The 17,429-nt window shown below is 55.5% G+C and carries 17 protein-coding genes; 15 read left to right on the top strand and 2 right to left on the bottom strand.

Going from position 1 to position 17,429, the window contains the following annotated elements:
• The first annotated feature begins 2 nt into the window (after positions 1 to 2).
• From FHW17_RS02265 to FHW17_RS02235, 7 genes are all read left to right on the top strand, one after another.
• Positions 3 to 1,070, top strand: a complete 1,068-nt coding sequence (locus tag FHW17_RS02265; RefSeq protein ID WP_091879079.1) for an ABC transporter ATP-binding protein — start codon at positions 3 to 5, stop codon at positions 1,068 to 1,070.
• 3 nt (positions 1,071 to 1,073) lie between these two features.
• The gene (locus tag FHW17_RS02260) at positions 1,074 to 1,940 is read left to right on the top strand and encodes a sugar ABC transporter permease (RefSeq protein ID WP_112522622.1); all 867 of its coding nucleotides are present in this window, start codon (positions 1,074 to 1,076) and stop codon (positions 1,938 to 1,940) included.
• 86 nt (positions 1,941 to 2,026) lie between these two features.
• Positions 2,027 to 2,845 carry a carbohydrate ABC transporter permease gene (locus FHW17_RS02255; protein ID WP_112523073.1) on the top strand — a complete coding sequence of 273 codons (819 nt, stop codon included), beginning with the start codon at positions 2,027 to 2,029 and terminating at the stop codon, positions 2,843 to 2,845.
• A complete protein-coding gene (locus FHW17_RS02250; RefSeq protein WP_112522621.1) occupies positions 2,845 to 3,177 on the top strand; it encodes a hypothetical protein in 333 nt (110 codons plus the stop codon). The genes FHW17_RS02255 and FHW17_RS02250 overlap by 1 nt, the downstream gene beginning before the upstream one ends.
• 271 nt (positions 3,178 to 3,448) lie before the next feature.
• Positions 3,449 to 3,730, top strand: a complete 282-nt coding sequence (locus tag FHW17_RS02245; protein ID WP_112523072.1) for a DUF2160 domain-containing protein — start codon at positions 3,449 to 3,451, stop codon at positions 3,728 to 3,730.
• Between the two features lie 112 nt (positions 3,731 to 3,842).
• Positions 3,843 to 5,567 carry an ABC transporter substrate-binding protein gene (locus FHW17_RS02240; RefSeq protein WP_112522619.1) on the top strand — a complete coding sequence of 575 codons (1,725 nt, stop codon included), beginning with the start codon at positions 3,843 to 3,845 and terminating at the stop codon, positions 5,565 to 5,567.
• Between the two features lie 118 nt (positions 5,568 to 5,685).
• Entirely contained in the window at positions 5,686 to 6,156 is a 471-nt protein-coding gene (locus FHW17_RS02235; RefSeq protein ID WP_182509129.1) for an SRPBCC domain-containing protein, read from the top strand.
• Positions 6,157 to 6,167: 11 nt separating this feature from the next.
• Here the strand turns inward: FHW17_RS02235 and FHW17_RS02230 are convergent, their stop codons facing one another.
• Together FHW17_RS02230 and FHW17_RS02225 are read right to left on the bottom strand one after the other, a co-directional pair.
• Entirely contained in the window at positions 6,168 to 6,785 is a 618-nt protein-coding gene (locus FHW17_RS02230; RefSeq protein ID WP_112522617.1) for a glutathione S-transferase family protein, read from the bottom strand.
• 75 nt (positions 6,786 to 6,860) lie between these two features.
• Positions 6,861 to 8,024, bottom strand: a complete 1,164-nt coding sequence (locus FHW17_RS02225; protein ID WP_112522616.1) for a dihydrodipicolinate synthase family protein — start codon at positions 8,022 to 8,024, stop codon at positions 6,861 to 6,863.
• Between the two features lie 256 nt (positions 8,025 to 8,280).
• On the opposite strand from FHW17_RS02225, the gene FHW17_RS02220 reads away from it, so the two are divergent.
• The 8 genes from FHW17_RS02220 to FHW17_RS02185 all read left to right on the top strand — a co-directional run bounded on the left by FHW17_RS02220 (position 8,281) and on the right by FHW17_RS02185 (position 17,429).
• On the top strand, positions 8,281 to 9,324 hold the full coding sequence (locus FHW17_RS02220; RefSeq protein WP_112522615.1) for a LacI family DNA-binding transcriptional regulator: 1,044 nt from the start codon (positions 8,281 to 8,283) through the stop codon (positions 9,322 to 9,324).
• The gene (locus FHW17_RS02215) at positions 9,321 to 10,322 is read left to right on the top strand and encodes a Gfo/Idh/MocA family oxidoreductase (protein ID WP_112522614.1); all 1,002 of its coding nucleotides are present in this window, start codon (positions 9,321 to 9,323) and stop codon (positions 10,320 to 10,322) included. Before FHW17_RS02220 ends, FHW17_RS02215 begins: the two co-directional genes overlap by 4 nt.
• Before the next feature lie 17 nt (positions 10,323 to 10,339).
• Complete coding sequence (locus FHW17_RS02210) at positions 10,340 to 11,941, top strand: acyl CoA:acetate/3-ketoacid CoA transferase (RefSeq protein WP_113095210.1); 1,602 nt, start codon at positions 10,340 to 10,342, stop codon at positions 11,939 to 11,941.
• Positions 11,934 to 12,713, top strand: coding sequence for an enoyl-CoA hydratase/isomerase family protein (locus FHW17_RS02205; protein ID WP_112522612.1), 780 nt, complete (start codon positions 11,934 to 11,936; stop codon positions 12,711 to 12,713). Before FHW17_RS02210 ends, FHW17_RS02205 begins: the two co-directional genes overlap by 8 nt.
• A complete protein-coding gene (locus FHW17_RS02200) occupies positions 12,713 to 14,221 on the top strand; it encodes an aldehyde dehydrogenase family protein (protein WP_113095209.1) in 1,509 nt (502 codons plus the stop codon). The genes FHW17_RS02205 and FHW17_RS02200 overlap by 1 nt, the downstream gene beginning before the upstream one ends.
• A 107-nt stretch (positions 14,222 to 14,328) precedes the next feature.
• On the top strand, positions 14,329 to 15,576 hold the full coding sequence (locus FHW17_RS02195; RefSeq protein ID WP_182509128.1) for an ABC transporter substrate-binding protein: 1,248 nt from the start codon (positions 14,329 to 14,331) through the stop codon (positions 15,574 to 15,576).
• A 96-nt stretch (positions 15,577 to 15,672) separates the two neighbouring features.
• The gene (locus FHW17_RS02190) at positions 15,673 to 16,551 is read left to right on the top strand and encodes a sugar ABC transporter permease (RefSeq protein ID WP_112522609.1); all 879 of its coding nucleotides are present in this window, start codon (positions 15,673 to 15,675) and stop codon (positions 16,549 to 16,551) included.
• On the top strand, positions 16,548 to 17,429 hold the full coding sequence (locus FHW17_RS02185; RefSeq protein WP_112522608.1) for a carbohydrate ABC transporter permease: 882 nt from the start codon (positions 16,548 to 16,550) through the stop codon (positions 17,427 to 17,429). Before FHW17_RS02190 ends, FHW17_RS02185 begins: the two co-directional genes overlap by 4 nt.

The following is a 17,429-nucleotide window of genomic DNA, read 5'->3' as shown; positions in this document are numbered from 1 at the left end:
TCATGGCGCGCATTGATCTCAATCACATTCGTCACGCCTATGGCCCCAATCCGAAGTCGGATAAGGACTATGCTTTGCGTGAAGTGCATCACTCCTGGGAGGATGGCGGCGCTTATGCGCTGCTTGGTCCGTCGGGCTGCGGCAAGACCACGCTGCTCAACATCATTTCCGGCCTGATCCATCCATCGCACGGCCAATTGCTGTTCAACGGGCAGGATGTGACCAACCTGTCGACGCAGGAACGCAACATTGCGCAGGTGTTCCAGTTCCCCGTCATCTACGACACCATGACGGTTTACGACAATCTGGCCTTCCCGCTGCGCAATCGCGGTGTGCCGGAAGCAGAAATTGACCGCAAGGTGCGCGAGACGCTGGAGATGATTGATCTTGCCAGCTGGACTAACAAGAAGGCACGCGGCCTTACGGCTGACCAGAAGCAGAAGATTTCGCTGGGGCGCGGTCTTGTGCGCTCGGACGTCAATGCCATTCTGTTTGACGAGCCTTTGACAGTTATCGACCCGCACATGAAATGGGTGTTGCGCTCGCAATTGAAGCAGTTGCACCAGCGCTTCGGCTACACCATGGTTTACGTTACCCACGATCAGACCGAGGCGCTGACCTTCGCCCAGAAGGTTGTCGTTATGTATGACGGCGAGATCGTGCAGATCGGTACACCGGAAGAGCTGTTCGAGCGGCCAAAACATACATTCGTCGGCTATTTCATCGGTTCACCTGGCATGAATGTCATGCCGGTTCAACTGGCTGGTGATACCGCGCAGGTCGGCAGTCACAAGATTGCCTTGCCATCACCGGCTATGCCTGCGGACGCCAAGAAGATCGAACTCGGTATCCGCCCTGAATATATCAGGCTTGGCCGTGAGGGCATGCCTGTCACCATCGCCAAGGTCGAGGATATTGGCCGCCACAAGATCGTGCGTACCAAGCTGGAAAATCAGGACATCGCGGTTATCGTGGCTGAGGGTGAATCCATTCCTGCTGATCCGCACATCGCCTTTGATCCGAAGGGCATCAACATCTACGCCGATTCCTGGCGCGTCGGGGGGAACTGAGCCATGGAAAAAACATGGAACAACAAAGCCTGGTTCATGGTTCTGCCGGTGCTGCTGCTTGTGGCTTTCTCGGCTGTTATCCCGCTGATGACTGTGGTCAACTATTCGGTGCAGGATACGTTCGGCAATAACCAGTTCTTCTGGGCTGGCACAGAATGGTTCACGGAAATTCTGCAGTCGGAGCGCTTTCACTCTGCGCTTTTCCGCAATCTGGTATTCTCGTTTATTATTCTCGCCATCGAGATTCCTCTCGGCATCATCATTGCGCTCAATATGCCGCGCAAGGGTCTTGGTGTTCCGGTCTGTCTCGTGCTGATGGCACTCCCGCTGCTCATTCCGTGGAATGTGGTTGGCACGATCTGGCAGGTGTTTGGCCGCGTTGATATTGGTCTTCTGGGGCACACTCTGGAAAGCCTTGGGATCAACTACAACTACGTGCAAAACCCGCTGCATGCGTGGTTCACGGTCATCCTCATGGATGTCTGGCACTGGACAAGCCTTGTCGTGCTGCTTTGCTATGCCGGTCTTGTCTCAATCCCCGACGCCTTCTATCAGGCCGCCAAGATTGATGGTGCATCGCGCTGGGCCGTGTTCCGTTACATCCAGCTGCCAAAGATGAACCGCGTTTTGCTGATTGCTGTGCTCCTGCGCTTCATGGATAGTTTTATGATCTATACCGAGCCCTTCGTGGTAACGGGCGGCGGTCCGGGCAATTCGACCACATTCCTGTCCATTGATCTTGTGAAGATTGCCATTGGCCAGTTCGATCTTGGACCGGCAGCAGCCATGTCCATTGTCTACTTCCTGATCATTCTTCTTCTGTCATGGGTCTTCTATACGATCATGACCAACTATGATGCGGAGCGCTGATTATGAGCGTGCAAAACGAAACACTCGCCCGCACGGCAACGGTCAGCCCCGAGCAGACAAAGCTCGACAAGGCGCTGGCGCGCAAGATGCGCAAGCGCGGCGATGAATCAAAGTTCTGGTGGCTGATACCCACGCTTTATATCATCTTCCTGCTGCTGCCGATCTATTGGCTCGTCAATATGAGCTTCAAGACCAATCAGGAGATTCTCAACAGTTTCACCTTGTGGCCACAGAACCCGACACTGAACAACTACGCTATCATCTTCACCGATCCGGCATGGTATCGCGGCTACATCAATTCCATCATCTACGTGGTGATGAACATGGTGATTTCGGTGCTGGTGGCGCTGCCTGCGGCCTATGCCTTTTCGCGTTACCGTTTCCTTGGCGACAAACATCTGTTTTTCTGGCTGCTGACCAATCGCATGGCACCGCCAGCGGTGTTTGCCCTGCCATTCTTCCAGCTCTATTCGGCCTTCGGACTGATCGACACGCACATCGCCGTTGCTTTGGCCCATTGCCTGTTCAACGTGCCTCTCGCCGTCTGGATTCTGGAAGGTTTCATGTCGGGCGTGCCGAAGGAGATCGATGAAACGGCCTATATTGATGGCTATTCCTTCCCGCGCTTTTTCGTGAAGATTTTTATCCCGATGATCGCGAGCGGCATTGGTGTGGCAGCCTTCTTCTGCTTCATGTTCTCATGGGTGGAACTGCTGATTGCCCGAACCCTGACCACAACAGACGCCAAGCCGATCGCAGCAACCATGACCCGCACAGTTTCCGCATCGGGCATGGACTGGGGGCTTCTGGCCGCCGCCGGTGTGCTGACGCTGATCCCAGGCGCCATCGTCATCTATTTCGTGCGCAATTATATCGCCAAGGGCTTTGCTCTGGGGAGGGTGTAATGCCTGATCTTAAAGCTATTCCGATCTCCGAGTTGCAGGAAGCGACCGCAAAGCTGTTCGCTTCCCTTATCGCGCAGGGTGTTTCGGAGATACCACTTGAAAAGGAACAGTATTGGCGGGTGTATTTCCACGATGTCTTCAATGATGAGAAGCCCGAACCCGTTCAATCCAATGTGGGAGAAGATTGGGACGATCTGAAAGCCGAACTCAGTGACCCCTCCGGCATTGCTCACTGGCATGCCTTTCACCATCTGGCAGGGTTGATGAAAACCGTGGCCTACGCAGATTTGCGCGGAGCACTTGTCGCGCCGGCTTCAAGGAAAATATCATGACCATTGGCATAAACTTTTTGGCACCTCTCTCGCCGTCATCCTCGGGCTTGACCCGAGGACCCACGGTTAAGGAGCACACCCCTTTCACATCCCACGGTGCATTCCAGCTTGGTGTCGATCTCGATGACGAACTCCCGCTTGAAGCTCATTCCGCCGGATCGCTCCGAGCAAACCGAAGGCTAGGTGCCTCTTTGCTGTGGGTCCTCGGGTCAAGCCCGAGGATGACGAAGCGGTGGAACCAGAGCGATTTACAGTTGGGATGGGTGCTATCATGAACTTCTCATGGATGGCATGGACGCTGCCGACGGCGCTGTTCTTCCTGACAATTCTGGCACTGCTCATCGGTATGGCCGTGTGGGAATATGTCTCTCCCGGTGGCAATCCGCGTATTGGCATTCTGCGCTTTGAAACCACGCGCGGCGACCGCCTGTTCGTGTCGCTGCTTGGCAGTGCATTCATTCATCTCGCTTGGCTGGGGCTGGTTGGTCCCAACCTGTGGTGGGCCTTGGCTCTCTCCGTGGTCTACGCCGTTGGCGTATTCCGCTTCGTGTAGGAAATGATGTGGCGCCGGAAACGAAGGATAATTCCGGGCAAAACGCCATGTTGAAACAGGACGGCCGGTATCATCCGGTTGTTCCAGCAATCGCAACTCTGGGAGGACTTCAATGCGAACGCGAATACTAACGACAACAACAGCACTGGCGCTGTTGCTCGGCGCAGGCTCTGCCTATGCCGGGATCGATGACGCCAAGAAATTCCTCGACAAGGAAATCGGTGATGTTTCCACGCTTGACCGTGCTGGTCAGGAAAAGGAAATGCAGTGGTTTATCGATGCAGCCAAGCCTTTCGCAGGCATGGAAATCAAGGTTGTTTCGGAATCGCTGACCACGCACCAGTATGAATCGCAGGTGCTTGCACCGGCATTCACGGCTATCACCGGCATCAAGGTCACGCATGACGTGATCCAGGAAGGTGACGTTGTTGAAAAGATCCAGACGCAGATGCAGACCGGCCAGAACCTTTATGACGGCTGGGTCAATGATAGCGATCTGATCGGCACCCACTGGCGCTATCAGCAGGTCCGCAACCTGACCGATTTCATGGCGGGTGAAGGCAAGGACGTGACCAATCCCGGTCTTGATATCGATGACTTCATCGGCACCAAGTTCACGACTGCACCGGACAAGAAGCTTTATCAGCTTCCTGATCAGCAGTTCGCCAACCTCTATTGGTTCCGCTACGACTGGTTCAACGACGAAAAGAACAAGGCGGACTTCAAGGCAAAATATGGCTACGAACTCGGTGTTCCGGTCAACTGGTCTGCCTATGAGGATATCGCCGAATTCTTCACCGGCCGCGATGTCGGCGGCAAGAAGGTCTACGGCCATATGGACTATGGCAAAAAAGACCCGTCACTCGGTTGGCGCTTTACCGATGCCTGGCTCTCCATGGCTGGCAACGGCGATAAGGGCCTGCCAAACGGTCTGCCTGTGGATGAATGGGGCATCAAGGTCAATGAGAAGTCCCAGCCTGTCGGTTCCTGCGTTGCCCGTGGCGGTGATACCAATGGACCAGCAGCGGTTTACTCAATCCAGAAATATCTCGACTGGCTGAAGGCCTATGCACCGCCGGAAGCACAGGGCATGACCTTCTCTGAATCCGGTCCCGTACCGGCACAGGGCAATGTCGCGCAGCAGATTTTCTGGTACACCGCCTTCACTGCCGACATGGTCAAGCCGGGTCTGCCAGTCATGAACGACGACGGCACGCCAAAGTGGCGCATGGCTCCTTCACCGCATGGCGTTTACTGGAAAGACGGCATGAAGCTCGGCTATCAGGACGTGGGTTCATGGACCCTGATGAAGTCGACACCGACAGACCGTGCCAAGGCCGCTTGGCTCTACGCACAGTTCGTCACTTCGAAGACGGTTGACGTGAAGAAGAGCCAGATCGGCCTCACCTTCATCCGTGAATCGACCATCAAGGACAAGAGCTTCACCAAGCGTGCGCCGCAGCTCGGCGGTCTGATCGAGTTCTATCGCTCGCCCGCCCGTGTTCAGTGGTCACCCACAGGTACCAATGTTCCTGACTATCCGAAGCTGGCACAGCTCTGGTGGCAGGCTGTTGGTGACGCATCTTCAGGTGCAAAGACGGCGCAGGCCGCCATGGACTCTCTCTGCGCTGAGCAGGAAAAAGTCATGGGCCGCATCGAAAAGTCGGGTGTGCAGGGCGATATCGGTCCGAAACTGGCCGAAGAGCATGATCTTGCCTACTGGAATGCCGATGCCGTCAAGAACGGTCATCTCGCACCTCAGCTGAAGATCGACAATGAAAAGGAAAAGCCCCAGACCATCAATTATGATGAGCTGGTCAAGAGCTGGAACAAGTAAGCTCTGCTATCCGATGAAAAAGGGGATGGTGCTCGCGCGCCATCCCCTTTTTCTTTGAACAAAACCGCATCGATAGAGCCAGATTGGAATTTTACCGTCAATCGGCTATGATGGGGGCATGAGCGATACTTCGAGCACAGTTGTATCCAAGGCAATGAAGGCGTCCTGTGAGGCCGTTTACGGTGCTTTCACAGACCCTGACGCCCTTGCCGTATGGCTTCCGCCCGGCTCCATGCATGGCATTGTCCACGACTTTGATGGGCGCGAAGGCGGGTCTCTGCGTATGTCACTCGTCTACCCGGAGGATGAGGGTCTGCCACGCGGCAAGACGTTGGACAATATTGACACGTTTGACGTCCGCTTTGTGGCTCTGGTACCCGCCAGCAAGATTGTATGGGCGGTTCGTTTTGAATCGGATGATCCGGCCTATGCGGGCGAAATGCTGATGACAACGACGATGGAACCGGCGGGCAGTGGTTCGCAGATTACCATAGCGTGTGACGACATTCCCCGTGGTATCCGGCCCGAAGACAACGAAACCGGGTGCCGTTCCACCTTGAACAAGCTTGCTTCCTTTCTCGGTGGCTAACCGCTTTTCTATCAGTCGTGGGTTTCGCCGGAGAAAGATGTCGCCTGCATGGATGGGCGCAGGCAGAATTCCGCATACCATGCGGCAAGGCGCGGTCGACCCTCTGTGAACGGATAAATGTTCCGAAATTCGACCCAGTTCAAAGTGGTTGCCAGCGCGATCTCGCCGATGAGTGGCAAGCCTTCGAGAGCCGCTTCCTTTTCAGCAAAATCACAGGCAGCGATAATTTTCTGCAACTGCGCATCGCGCATGGTTGCCCAGCGAACAGGTTCCGGCCGCCGCTCCGTCTCCCACCGCACCACGATCCCGGAATCGGCAATACCCTGCGCCGCCGCTTGCAGCCGCAAAGTATCCCAGCGCGCTTTGCCTGTTGCGGGGATAAGCACATTGCCACCGGGCAGGGTGCTCAAATAATCGGCGATAACGACTGAATCAAAGAGGGCAAGACCGTCATCGTTGATGAGAACTGGAACCTTGCCCAATGGGTTGAGCGCATAGACGTCTTCATTGCGACGGGTCGGGCTGGTTTCGTGGTGAATGACCTCGACACTATCCGCAAGGCCGATCTCATGGATGGCGACGAGCACTTTGCGGGCATAGGGCGAGTGCGTCTGATAAAGAAGCTTCATGGGAATCCTGCCTGATCGGATGAGTCGGCGCAGACAATCGCCCGGCAGGCTCCTTGGATCAAGTGCCGGGAAAACTTAAAGTCCGTGGACTTGCAGTAAGCTCTTCATCCGGCCTGTCGCAAGTTCTGGTCTGTCCAGAACATTCGCCTGATCGGCCAGCCGGAAAATATCGGCGTAATGCACGATGCCCCGTGCCGACTGCATGCCTGCGGGCATAGTGAAATGGTTTTGATGACCATTGAGCCAAGCAAGGAAAACCACACCCGCCTTGTAATATTGGGTGGGTGCTTCAAAGATTTTGCGCGATAGCGGTACGGTAGGCGCGATCACATCGCGGAACGCTTGAGTTTGTCCATTGCCCAAATGAGCCAATGCTTTGGATGCTTGCGGCGCGACCGCATCGAAAATGCCAAGCAGGGCATGGCTGTATTTCTCGCCGTTCCCTTCGATCAGTTCAGCATAGTTGAAATCGTCGCCGGTAAAGCACAATACGCCTTCGGGCAGACGCTTGCGCAGCGCGATTTCCCTCGTGTTGTCGAGCAGGGAAATCTTGATGCCTTCAATCTTGTCTTTGTTGTCGGTGATAATAGCCAGTACGGTTTCCAGTGCTTCTTCAAAGACCGGGGAACCCCAATAGCCCGAAAGCTGCGGGTCAAACATATCGCCGAGCCAATGGAGGACGACTTTGTTCTGGGTCTGGCGCAGGATTTCGTTATAAACGCTCCGATAGTCATCTCCGGATTTTGCCACTTTGGCGAGAGCCCTGCTTGCCATCATGACAGCCCTGCCACCTTCGGCTTCGACAAAGCCGATCTGCGTTTCATAAGCAGAAATAACCTCTCCGAGGGTGCTGGTATTTTCCGGTAGCAGCTGGTCGGTTCCAGCACCACAGGCAAGATCGGCACCCGGAACACGGCGTGCTTCGGCAAGCGAACGGCGTATCAGTTCCTGCGCGCCAGCCCAGTCGAGCCCCATGCCGCGCTGGGCTGTATCCATGGCTTCGGCAATCTTGAATCCGAGGGACCAGAGATGGTGGCGAAACGCCATGGTCGCATCCCAGTCAATAGCGGGTGAGTTCCATGGTGCCCTGTCCTTTAGCGGATCGGACACCACATGGGCGGCTGCGTAGGCGATGCGATTGAAGACTGGTGGGGAAGTTGGCCGAGCAGTTGGCTCACCGGAAAGGCGATAGGCTGAAAGCTTACCATCTGCTGTTGGCAGGTCCAGAACAAGGGTCATCACATCGCTCCCATTCAACACGACGAGCTTTGTAATTTGGAACGTTCCAAAAAACAAGAGGGAAAAACGCGTAGGCCCGATACTGCTATTGGAGTGAAAAACGTGATCCACCAGACAACAATTGCCCAAAAATTGCAGAAATATAGGGAGTTACGGCATGCGCATATAGTTAGAAGTCGTAATTATCTCCGATTTTCGCGCTTGACAAATTTGGAACGTTCCAATTATATCCAAATCCTCACTGTGGAGGAAGCCTGTGAACCGAAGCCGGACAACCGTTGTGGATATTGCGCATGCTGCTGGCGTGTCGAAATCAACCGTGTCGCTGGTTTTGCAGGGCAGTCCCCTGGTCAATGAAAAGACCCGCGAGAAGGTCAACAGCGTTATTGCCGATCTCGGCTATGTCTATAATCGTGGTGCCGCCAATCTGCGGCAGTCACGTTCGAAAATCGTCGGCATCGTGGTCAATGACCTCACCAACAGTTTCTTTGCCGAGCTTGCAGTTGGCATGGATATGGTTGTTCAATCCGCTGGCTATGTGCAATTTCTCGCCCATAGCGGTGAGAGCGTCGACCGTCAGCGCGAAGTCATCGCCTCCATGCGTGAGAATGGTATTGCCGGTCTGATCCTGTCGCCGGCGCGTGGCACCGAGGTGGCCGACCTCAAGCCGTTGATCGATAGCGGTATTCCCGTTGTCGTTGTCGTCCGCAATCTGCCCGGTGCCAAAGTCTCGACCCTGCTTTCCGACAATTATACGGGCGCCAAAGCTGCGGTGCGCCATCTGGTTTCGCTCGGGCATAGCCGTATCGGCTTCATGGGCGGATTTCTTGATACAGCGGTTTTTGCTGAGCGGCTTCGCGGCTATCGCGATGCCTTGCAGGAGGCAGGTCTTGCTGTTGACGAGGCTCTGATTATTCACTCTGCTCCCTCGCGTGCGGGTGGTGTTGCCGCCGTCGAACGCATGATGCTGCTTGCCAGCAGGGCAACCGCTGCGCTGTGCCTGAATGATGCAGTGGCCTTCGGTGTCTGCGACGGTCTGCGGGCTGTGGGCATTGAGCCCGGCAAGGGGTTCGGCGTCATCGGCTTTGACGATGTGATCGAAGCCAAAACCGCGGTCCCGGCTCTGACAACGGTTTCGGTCGACCCGCAGGGCATGGGGCAGCGCGCGGCACAGCTTTTGCTCAAGCAGATCAATGCGGGTGGAAGCGAACAGGAATCACTGGTGACATCGGTGCGGCTTGTGGTGCGACAGAGTTGCGGTGCGCCGGTGAAGAACAATCATCTGGAGAAAATGGCATGACACGTTGGGGTTTGATCGGAGCAAGCACGATTGCGCATGAGTGGGTTATCGATGCGATCCGCGCCGAGGGCGGCGAAATCGTCTCCGTGATGAGCACCAGTTCTGAGCGCGGCCAAAAATACGCTGCCGACCATGGCATTGCCAAATCTGTTACCTCTGTTGAGGCGCTGGTCAATGATCAGGATGTCGATGCCGTCTATATCTCGACAACGAATGAACTGCATAGGGATCAGGTGCTTGCCGCTGCGGCTGCCGGAAAGCATGTGCTATGCGAAAAGCCGCTGGCGATGAGCCTTGGCGATGCCAAGGCTATGGTCGATGCCTGCCGCGCGGCGGGCGTTGTGCTGGGCACAAACCATCATCTGCGCAATGCTGCCAGCCATACGGCCATGCGCGATGCAATCGCTGCGGGTAAGATCGGCAAACCGCTGGCTGCCCGGGTCTTTCACGCCGTCTATCTGCCGCCGCATTTGCAGGGTTGGCGGCTCGACAAGCCGGAAGCCGGCGGCGGTGTAATCCTTGATATCACCGTACATGATACGGATACGCTGCGTTATGTGCTCGGCGATGATCCCGTGGAAGTTGTCGCTGCCTCCCAGCAGGGCGGTCTTGGCAAGGCTGGTCTTGCTGATGGTGTCATGGGCGTCATGCGTTTCAAATCGGGTCTCATTGCGCAGTTCCATGATGGCTTTACCACCAAATACGCGGAAACAGGCTTTGAAGTGCATGGTTCTGAAGGTTCGCTCGTTGGTCGCAATGTCATGAGCCAGAAACCCGTTGGAACGGTTGTCCTGCGCAACGCCGATGGTGAGACAGAGCTGAAGCTCAATCACAAGAATCTCTACGAAACCGGCATCGCCAAATTCCATGCGGCCATCCTTGGCAAGGGGCAACCACCCGCAACAGGCGAAGATGGTGTCTGGTCGCTGGCTGCCGGTCTTGCGGTAACGGAGGCTGCCGATACGGGCGCCGCCCAGAAAATCAACCCAGGTCTTTAAGAGAACGACATTCCAGAATGAGCAAGCACATAACCCCTGAAGAGGCCGCAAACCTCATCCCTGACGCGGCTGTTGTTTCGGTCTCGTCGTCCAGCGGCCTTGGCTGTCCCGATCTGATGCTGAAGGCCATCGGCGCACGCTTTGATGCGACTGGCCATCCGCGCGATCTGACCACGCTGCACCCTATCGCGGCTGGTGATATGAGTGGGATCAAGGGTATCGATTACATCGCCAAAAAAGGTTTGCTCAAGCGTATTCTCGGTGGTTCCTATCCTTCCGGCCCGTCAACGGCGGAGCCGCCACTGATCTGGCAGATGATCGGCAATGACGACGTTGCCGCCTATAATATTCCATCGGGCATTCTCTTCGACATGCACCGCGAGGCGGCGGCCAAACGGCCCGGAGTATTGACCAAAGTCGGGCTCGATACATTTGTTGATCCGGATCGTCAGGGCTGCGCGATGAACGCGTCAGCCGCCAAGGAACCTGTTGTTCGCAAGATCGAGTTCGAAGGCGAGGAATGGTTGTTCTTCAAGCCTGTTATTCCGCAGGTTGCCATCATCCGCGCCACCACGGCGGATGAACGCGGCAACCTGACCTATGAACACGAAGGTGCCTATCTTGGCGGCTTCGATCAGGCTCTGGCGGTGCGCAACAATGGCGGCATCGTCATTGCGCAGGTCAAGCGCATCACCAAGAGCGGCTCGCTGAAGCCGCATGATGTCCGCGTTCCCGGTATCCTTGTTGATTATGTGGTTGTTGATCCTGATCAGAAGCAGACGACACAGACGGTTTATGACCCGGCTATCTCAGGCGAAATCTTTCATCCGCTTGAGGATTTTGCTCTGCCGGATTTCAACATCCAGAAAGTTATCGCCCGCCGTGTGGCCACGGAACTTGAAGCAGGCAGTGCTGTCAATCTCGGCTTTGGCATCTCGGCTAATGTCCCGCGTATTCTGCTCGAAGAGAGATTGCATGGCGCGGTAACATGGGTGATTGAGCAGGGACCGGTCGGCGGTATTCCGCTGCTGGATTTTGCCTTTGGCTGTGCCTCCAACGCGGAAGCCTTTGTGCCGTCGCCGCACCAGTTCACTTATTTTCAGGGCGCAGGTTTTGATGCGTCGCTGCTGTCCTTCCTTGAGATCGACAAAACAGGTTCGGTGAACGTTTCAAAACTCAGTTTCCGCCCGCATGTGACCGCAGGGGCAGGTGGGTTTGTCGATATCACCGCCCGCGCCCGCAAGATCGTCTTCTCCGGCATGTTCAATGCGGGTGCCAAGGTTCATGTGGCCGATGGCAAGCTTGTCATCGAGAAGGAGGGCAAGCTCAAAAAACTGGTCAATGAAGTGGAGCATGTGACATTCTCCGGCCGCCGCGCCGTTCAGCAGGGGCAGGATATCACCTATGTAACCGAGCGTTGTGTCATGGTTCTGCGCCCTGAAGGTATCGTCCTGACCGAGATTGCGCCGGGCGTCGACCTTCAGACCCAAATCCTCGACCAATCGGAATTCCCGCTCATCGTTGCCCGTGACCTGAAGTTGATGGCAGCAGAACTTTTTGCCGAAGGCCCTTTCGGTTTGAAGCTGCCGCAGAAACCGGAAAGGACGCTCCATGGCTGAGCCTCGTATTACCGTCAGTTTCAATGGGCCTGTCGCAACGATCACCGTGTCGCGTCCGGATAAACTCAATGCATTTGACATCGGCATGCTGAAAGAGCTTTCGGCTGTCTGTGATGAGTTGGAGGCCAATACCGATATTCGCGCAGCCATTCTCACAGGTGCAGGCAAAGCCTTTTCGGCGGGTGGCGACATCAAGGCCTGGGCGGCCATGACGCCGAATGAATTCGGCCATGCGTGGGTGCGTTTCGGTCATCGTGTGTTTGAACGTTTGGCGACATTGCGCGTGCCGCTGATTGCTGCCCTCAATGGTCATGCATTGGGCGGCGGGCTGGAGCTTGCTGCCGCTGCCGATATCCGTATTGCCGAAACCCATATTCGCATTGGTCTGCCGGAAACCGGCTTGGGCATGGTGCCGGGCTGGTCAGGAACACAGCGGCTTGTGCGCCGGTTCGGTGCGCAGGTGATCAGGCGCATGGCGCTGGGGGGTGAGATTTTCAGCGCCACCGAAGCCGCATCCCTCGGGATCGTCGATCATGTGGTGGAAACCGGAGCTGCCGTCACTGCGGCGCAGGCCTATGCGGAACGGATCGCCAAGCGCGGACCTGCCGCTGTGGAAGTGGCAAAGTTGATGATTGCGTCGGCAAACGGCGAAGACAATGGCACAGCGGTTGAAGCTCTTGGCTCGATCCTCGTCGCAAAAACAGCGGACCTGAAAGAAGGTGTTTCGGCCTTTGCCGAAAAGCGTGAGCCCGTGTTCAAGGGAGAATGGTAATGACGGTTCTGATGCGGCCACAAGCGCTCGGCAATTTCAAAGTCCGCGAATTCCAGATGCTGATTGATGGCAAATGGACCAATGGCGCGGAAGGCGGCGTGATTGAACGCAAGAGCCCCGGTCATGGCGTTGTCGTCTCGCGCTATCAGGCAGGCACAATGGCCGACGCGGAACGGGCAATCCGCGCTGCACGCAATGCCTTCGACAATGGCCCATGGTCGCGCATGACCGGTGCCGAACGCTCGAACATCCTGTTGAAGGCGGCAGACCTGATCGCAGCGCGTTCTGACGAACTGGCCTATCTTGATTGCATTGAATCCGGCAAACCAATTTCGCAGGCTAAAGGCGAACTTGGCGGTGCCGTCGATATCTGGCGCTATGCCGCTGCGCTTGGCCGCGATCTGCATGGCGAAAGCTACAACACGCTTGGTGATGGCACGCTGGGTGTCGTCTTGCGCGAGGCAATCGGCGTCATATCCATTATCACCCCCTGGAATTTCCCATTCCTGATCGTCAGCCAGAAACTGCCTTTTGCCTTGGCTGCTGGCTGTACCGCTGTTGTCAAACCATCCGAGTTGACATCGGGCTCTACGCTCGTTCTCGGCGAAATTCTGATGGAGGCGGGTGTTCCATCAGGTGTCGTCAACATTCTGGCTGGTACAGGTGCGGAAATTGGCGCGCCGATGACCACCCATTCGGATGTCGACATGGTTTCCTTCACCGGTTCGACGCTCGTGGGCAAGCTGACGATGGCCAATGCTGCCCAGACGTTGAAGAAAGTCTCGCTGGAACTCGGCGGCAAGAACCCGCAGATCGTTTTCCCGGATGCCAATCTTGATGATTTTATCGATGCCGCCGTTTTTGGTGCCTATTTCAACGCTGGTGAATGCTGCAATGCCGGTTCGCGCCTGATCGTTCACCGCGATATTGCCGATGAAGTTACGCAACGTGTTGCGGCCCTCTCGGCGAAGGTTAGGGTTGGTGATCCGCTTGATCCGCTAACCAAGGTCGGCGCAATCATCACACCGGAACATCTGACCAAGATCGATACGTATGTGCGCAACGCTGCCTCTGCTGGTGCTGCCATTTCCCATGGCGGCACGCCGCTTGATCTGGGGCTGGGTCAATATATGAGCCCGACCATTTTGTCCGCCGTGCAACCTGACATGGCTGTTGCCCGTGAAGAAGTATTTGGTCCTGTGCTTTCCGTGCTAACATTCGAAACCATGGAAGATGCGGTCCGGATTGCCAACTCCATCGATTATGGCCTGTCGGCAGGTGTGTGGAGCCGTGACTTCGATACATGTTTGACCGTTGGCCGCCGGGTGCGTGCCGGAACCATCTGGATGAATACGTTTATGGATGGCGCTTCGGAACTGCCGTTCGGCGGTTATCGTCAGTCGGGATTGGGTCGCGAACTGGGACGCCATGCGGTTGAGGATTATACGGAGACCAAGACTCTGAACATGCATATGGGGCGCAGGACATTACTTTGGGCGTCGAATTAAATCGATTGTATTCGTCGTTCCGCTTATTGTATGAATGCATCAGGCTGAGGGATATCTGCAGTCTAGGGTAGTGGGAAGTTTTATCTTTTTTCCTTGGGAGGAATGAAATGAACAAGTTGATGAATACGGTTGCCGCGACAGCAATGCTGCTCGGCACGGCGACAATGGCCCGCGCTGCGGAAAACGTCGAAGTCCTGCATTGGTGGACATCCGGCGGTGAAGCAACGGCGCTGGAAGTGCTGAAAAAGGATCTGGAAAAGAAGGGCATCACCTGGTCGGATATGCCTGTGGCTGGCGGTGGCGGTACGGAAGCCATGACCGTTCTGCGTGCTCGTGTAACAGGCGGCAATCCGCCGACAGCCGTACAGGCACTCGGCTTCGACATCACCGACTGGGCAAAGCAGGGCGTTCTCGCCAATCTTGATGAAGTCGCCGCCAAGGAAAAGTGGGCTGATGTCATTCCTGGCGCATTGCAGAACTTCTCCAAATATGACGGTCACTGGATTGCCGCACCCGTCAACGTTCACTCCACCAACTGGATGTGGATCAACAAGGCTGCTCTCGATAAGGCTGGTGGCAAGGAGCCCAAGAACTGGGACGAATTGATTGCTCTTCTCGATAATTTCAAGAAGCAGGGCATCACCCCTATCGCCCACGGCGGTCAGCCATGGCAGGACGCAACCATTTTCGATGCGGTTGTGCTCTCGCTCGGCAATGATTTCTATAAGGCAGCTTTCGTCGATCTCGATCCCAAGGCTTTGGGCGGCGAGAAGATGAAAGAAGCTTTCGATCGCATGACCAAGCTGCGTTCCTATGTGGACGACAACTTCTCTGGCCGCGACTGGAACCTTGCTTCCACCATGGTTATCGAAGGCAAGGCCGGTGTGCAGTTCATGGGTGACTGGGCCAAGGGCGAATTCGTCAAGGCCAAGAAGGAGCCAGGCAAGGACTTCGTGTGCATGCGCTTCCCGGGCACTCAGGGTTCTGTAACGTTCAACTCCGACCAGTTCCTGTTCTTCAAGAAGAGCGAAGCAGAACACAAGTCGCAGCTGATTATGGCATCATCCATTGAAAGCCCGACATTCCAGTCAGCTTTCAATGTTGTGAAGGGTTCAGCTCCGGCTCGTACGGATGTTTCCGACGCAGCATTCGATGCTTGCGGCAAGAAGGCAATCAAGGATCTTGCTGAAGCCAACAAGGCCGGAACACTCTATGGTTCCATGGCCCATGGTTATGCTGTTCCTGCAGCCATCAAGAACGCGATCTATGACGTTGTTACCCGCGAATTCAACGGTGAATTGACATCCGATGCGGCTGTCAAGGAACTCGTTTCCGCCGTGGACGCTGCCAAGTAAGCGCTTTCATACTGTCCGGGGCATAACCGCCCCGGACAGGTTCCCGTGACTATGCACGGCAATGACAAGAATTTAAAAAGTTGAAGGGGTGAGGCTATGGATACCCGCAGCCGCATACAGGACTTGATACCCAAGCTGGTATTGGGGCCGAGCTTTCTGATTGTCCTGATCTTCGTTTACGGCTTTATCATTTATACGGGCGTCCTGTCGTTCACCGACAGCAAGATGCTGCCGTCCTTTGGTTTTGTCGGACTGGAGAACTACCGCAAGCTGTGGGCTCTGCCACATTGGTGGCGTGCCATTAGCAACCTCGGCATTTTTGCCTCGCTCTATATCATTATCTGTACGGTTATCGGTCTAGGCCTTGCCATTCTGCTGGATCAGAAAATCCGCATTGAAGGCTTCCTGCGCCCGATCTACCTCTACCCAATGGCGCTTTCGTTCATCGTGACCGGCGTTGCATGGAAATGGTTTCTTGATCCGGGTATCGGCCTCGAAAATACCATGCACCAATGGGGCTGGACCAGTTTTGCCTTCAACTGGATCAAGGATTCCAAGATGGCGATCTATACGGTGGTGATCGCCGCAGTCTGGCAATCCTCAGGTTTCGTCATGGCGATGTTCCTTGCGGGTCTGCGCGGCGTCGATAACGAGATCATCAAGGCGGCCCAGATCGATGGTGCATCCACCACGATGATCTATCGCCGTATCATCATTCCGCTGATGCGCCCGGTCTTTCTGTCTGCCTTCGTGGTTCTCGCCCACCTTGCCATCAAGGCCTATGACCTTGTTATCGCACTGACAGGCGGCGGCCCCGGACAGGCAACCGAATTGCCCGCGACATTCATGTATTCCTATACGTTTACACGCAATTCCATGGGCATCGGTGCTTCTTCGGCGATCATCATGTTGATCACGATTTTTGCGATCATCATTCCCTATCTCTATTCGGAAGTAAGGGGAGGCACCAAATGAGCGCCCAGAGCCCCGATAATGCCATCTCCAGCGGCAAGCTGACCCGCGTCCTGATCTATATCGCGCTGCTTGTCTTTGCCTTTTACTACCTGCTGCCACTCTACGTTATGGTGGTGAACTCGCTGAAAACCCTCGATGAGATACGTCAGGGTGGAATGCTGTCACCTCCACATGAATGGACGATCGAGCCATGGTTGGCTGCATGGTCGACAGCCCAGATCGGTGTGCAACCGACGGGCCTGAAACCTTACTTTATCAATTCGATTATCATGGTCATCCCGGCCGTTGCCATTTCAACTGTCATGGGTGCGCTGAATGGTTATGTCCTGACCAAATGGAAATTCCGGGGATCGAACGTCATGTTCGGCATGTTGTTGCTTGGCTGCTTCATTCCGTTCCAGATCGTTCTCATTCCGATGGCGCGGGTTCTCGGCATGCTGGGTATGGCGGGCACTATTCAAGGCCTGATATTTGTCCATGTGATCTACGGCCTTGGCTTCACCACGCTTTATTTCCGCAACTACTATGAAGCGTTTCCGACCGAACTTGTCCGCGCTGCACAGATTGACGGTGCGAGCTTCTTCCAGATTTTCTGGCGTATTCTTCTCCCCTCATCGGGGCCGATTATTGTGGTGTCAGTCATCTGGCAGTTCACCAATATCTGGAACGACTTTCTGTTCGGTGCCTCTTTCTCAGGGTTCAGCAGCACGCCGATGACGGTTGCGCTCAACAATCTTGTGAACTCATCGACAGGCGTGAAGGAATACAACGTGCATTTCGCCGGCGCGATCCTCGCCGCATTGCCAACTCTTATCGTCTACATCGTTTCCGGGCGCTACTTCGTCCGTGGACTTATGTCCGGCGCCGTGAAGGGATAA

This window comes from Phyllobacterium sp. P30BS-XVII, assembly GCF_014138335.1.
In the GTDB taxonomy this organism is placed as follows: Bacteria; Pseudomonadota; Alphaproteobacteria; order Rhizobiales; family Rhizobiaceae; genus Phyllobacterium; species Phyllobacterium meliloti.
The sequence above is the reverse complement of the archived record's forward strand: the minus strand, read 5'-3'. Positions and strand labels throughout refer to the sequence as shown.

Coding starts and splice junctions, on each gene's coding strand:
- FHW17_RS02215 (WP_112522614.1), top strand. CDS start 9,321: ATGACACGTTGGGGTTTGATCGGAGCAAGCACGATTGCGCATGAGTGG.
- FHW17_RS02190 (WP_112522609.1), top strand. CDS start 15,673: ATGGATACCCGCAGCCGCATACAGGACTTGATACCCAAGCTGGTATTG.
- FHW17_RS02195 (WP_182509128.1), top strand. CDS start 14,329: ATGAACAAGTTGATGAATACGGTTGCCGCGACAGCAATGCTGCTCGGC.
- FHW17_RS02185 (WP_112522608.1), top strand. CDS start 16,548: ATGAGCGCCCAGAGCCCCGATAATGCCATCTCCAGCGGCAAGCTGACC.
- FHW17_RS02245 (WP_112523072.1), top strand. CDS start 3,449: ATGAACTTCTCATGGATGGCATGGACGCTGCCGACGGCGCTGTTCTTC.
- FHW17_RS02235 (WP_182509129.1), top strand. CDS start 5,686: ATGAGCGATACTTCGAGCACAGTTGTATCCAAGGCAATGAAGGCGTCC.
- FHW17_RS02200 (WP_113095209.1), top strand. CDS start 12,713: ATGACGGTTCTGATGCGGCCACAAGCGCTCGGCAATTTCAAAGTCCGC.
- FHW17_RS02230 (WP_112522617.1), bottom strand. CDS start 6,785: ATGAAGCTTCTTTATCAGACGCACTCGCCCTATGCCCGCAAAGTGCTC.
- FHW17_RS02265 (WP_091879079.1), top strand. CDS start 3: ATGGCGCGCATTGATCTCAATCACATTCGTCACGCCTATGGCCCCAAT.
- FHW17_RS02240 (WP_112522619.1), top strand. CDS start 3,843: ATGCGAACGCGAATACTAACGACAACAACAGCACTGGCGCTGTTGCTC.
- FHW17_RS02225 (WP_112522616.1), bottom strand. CDS start 8,024: ATGACCCTTGTTCTGGACCTGCCAACAGCAGATGGTAAGCTTTCAGCC.
- FHW17_RS02210 (WP_113095210.1), top strand. CDS start 10,340: ATGAGCAAGCACATAACCCCTGAAGAGGCCGCAAACCTCATCCCTGAC.
- FHW17_RS02205 (WP_112522612.1), top strand. CDS start 11,934: ATGGCTGAGCCTCGTATTACCGTCAGTTTCAATGGGCCTGTCGCAACG.
- FHW17_RS02250 (WP_112522621.1), top strand. CDS start 2,845: ATGCCTGATCTTAAAGCTATTCCGATCTCCGAGTTGCAGGAAGCGACC.
- FHW17_RS02255 (WP_112523073.1), top strand. CDS start 2,027: ATGCGCAAGCGCGGCGATGAATCAAAGTTCTGGTGGCTGATACCCACG.
- FHW17_RS02260 (WP_112522622.1), top strand. CDS start 1,074: ATGGAAAAAACATGGAACAACAAAGCCTGGTTCATGGTTCTGCCGGTG.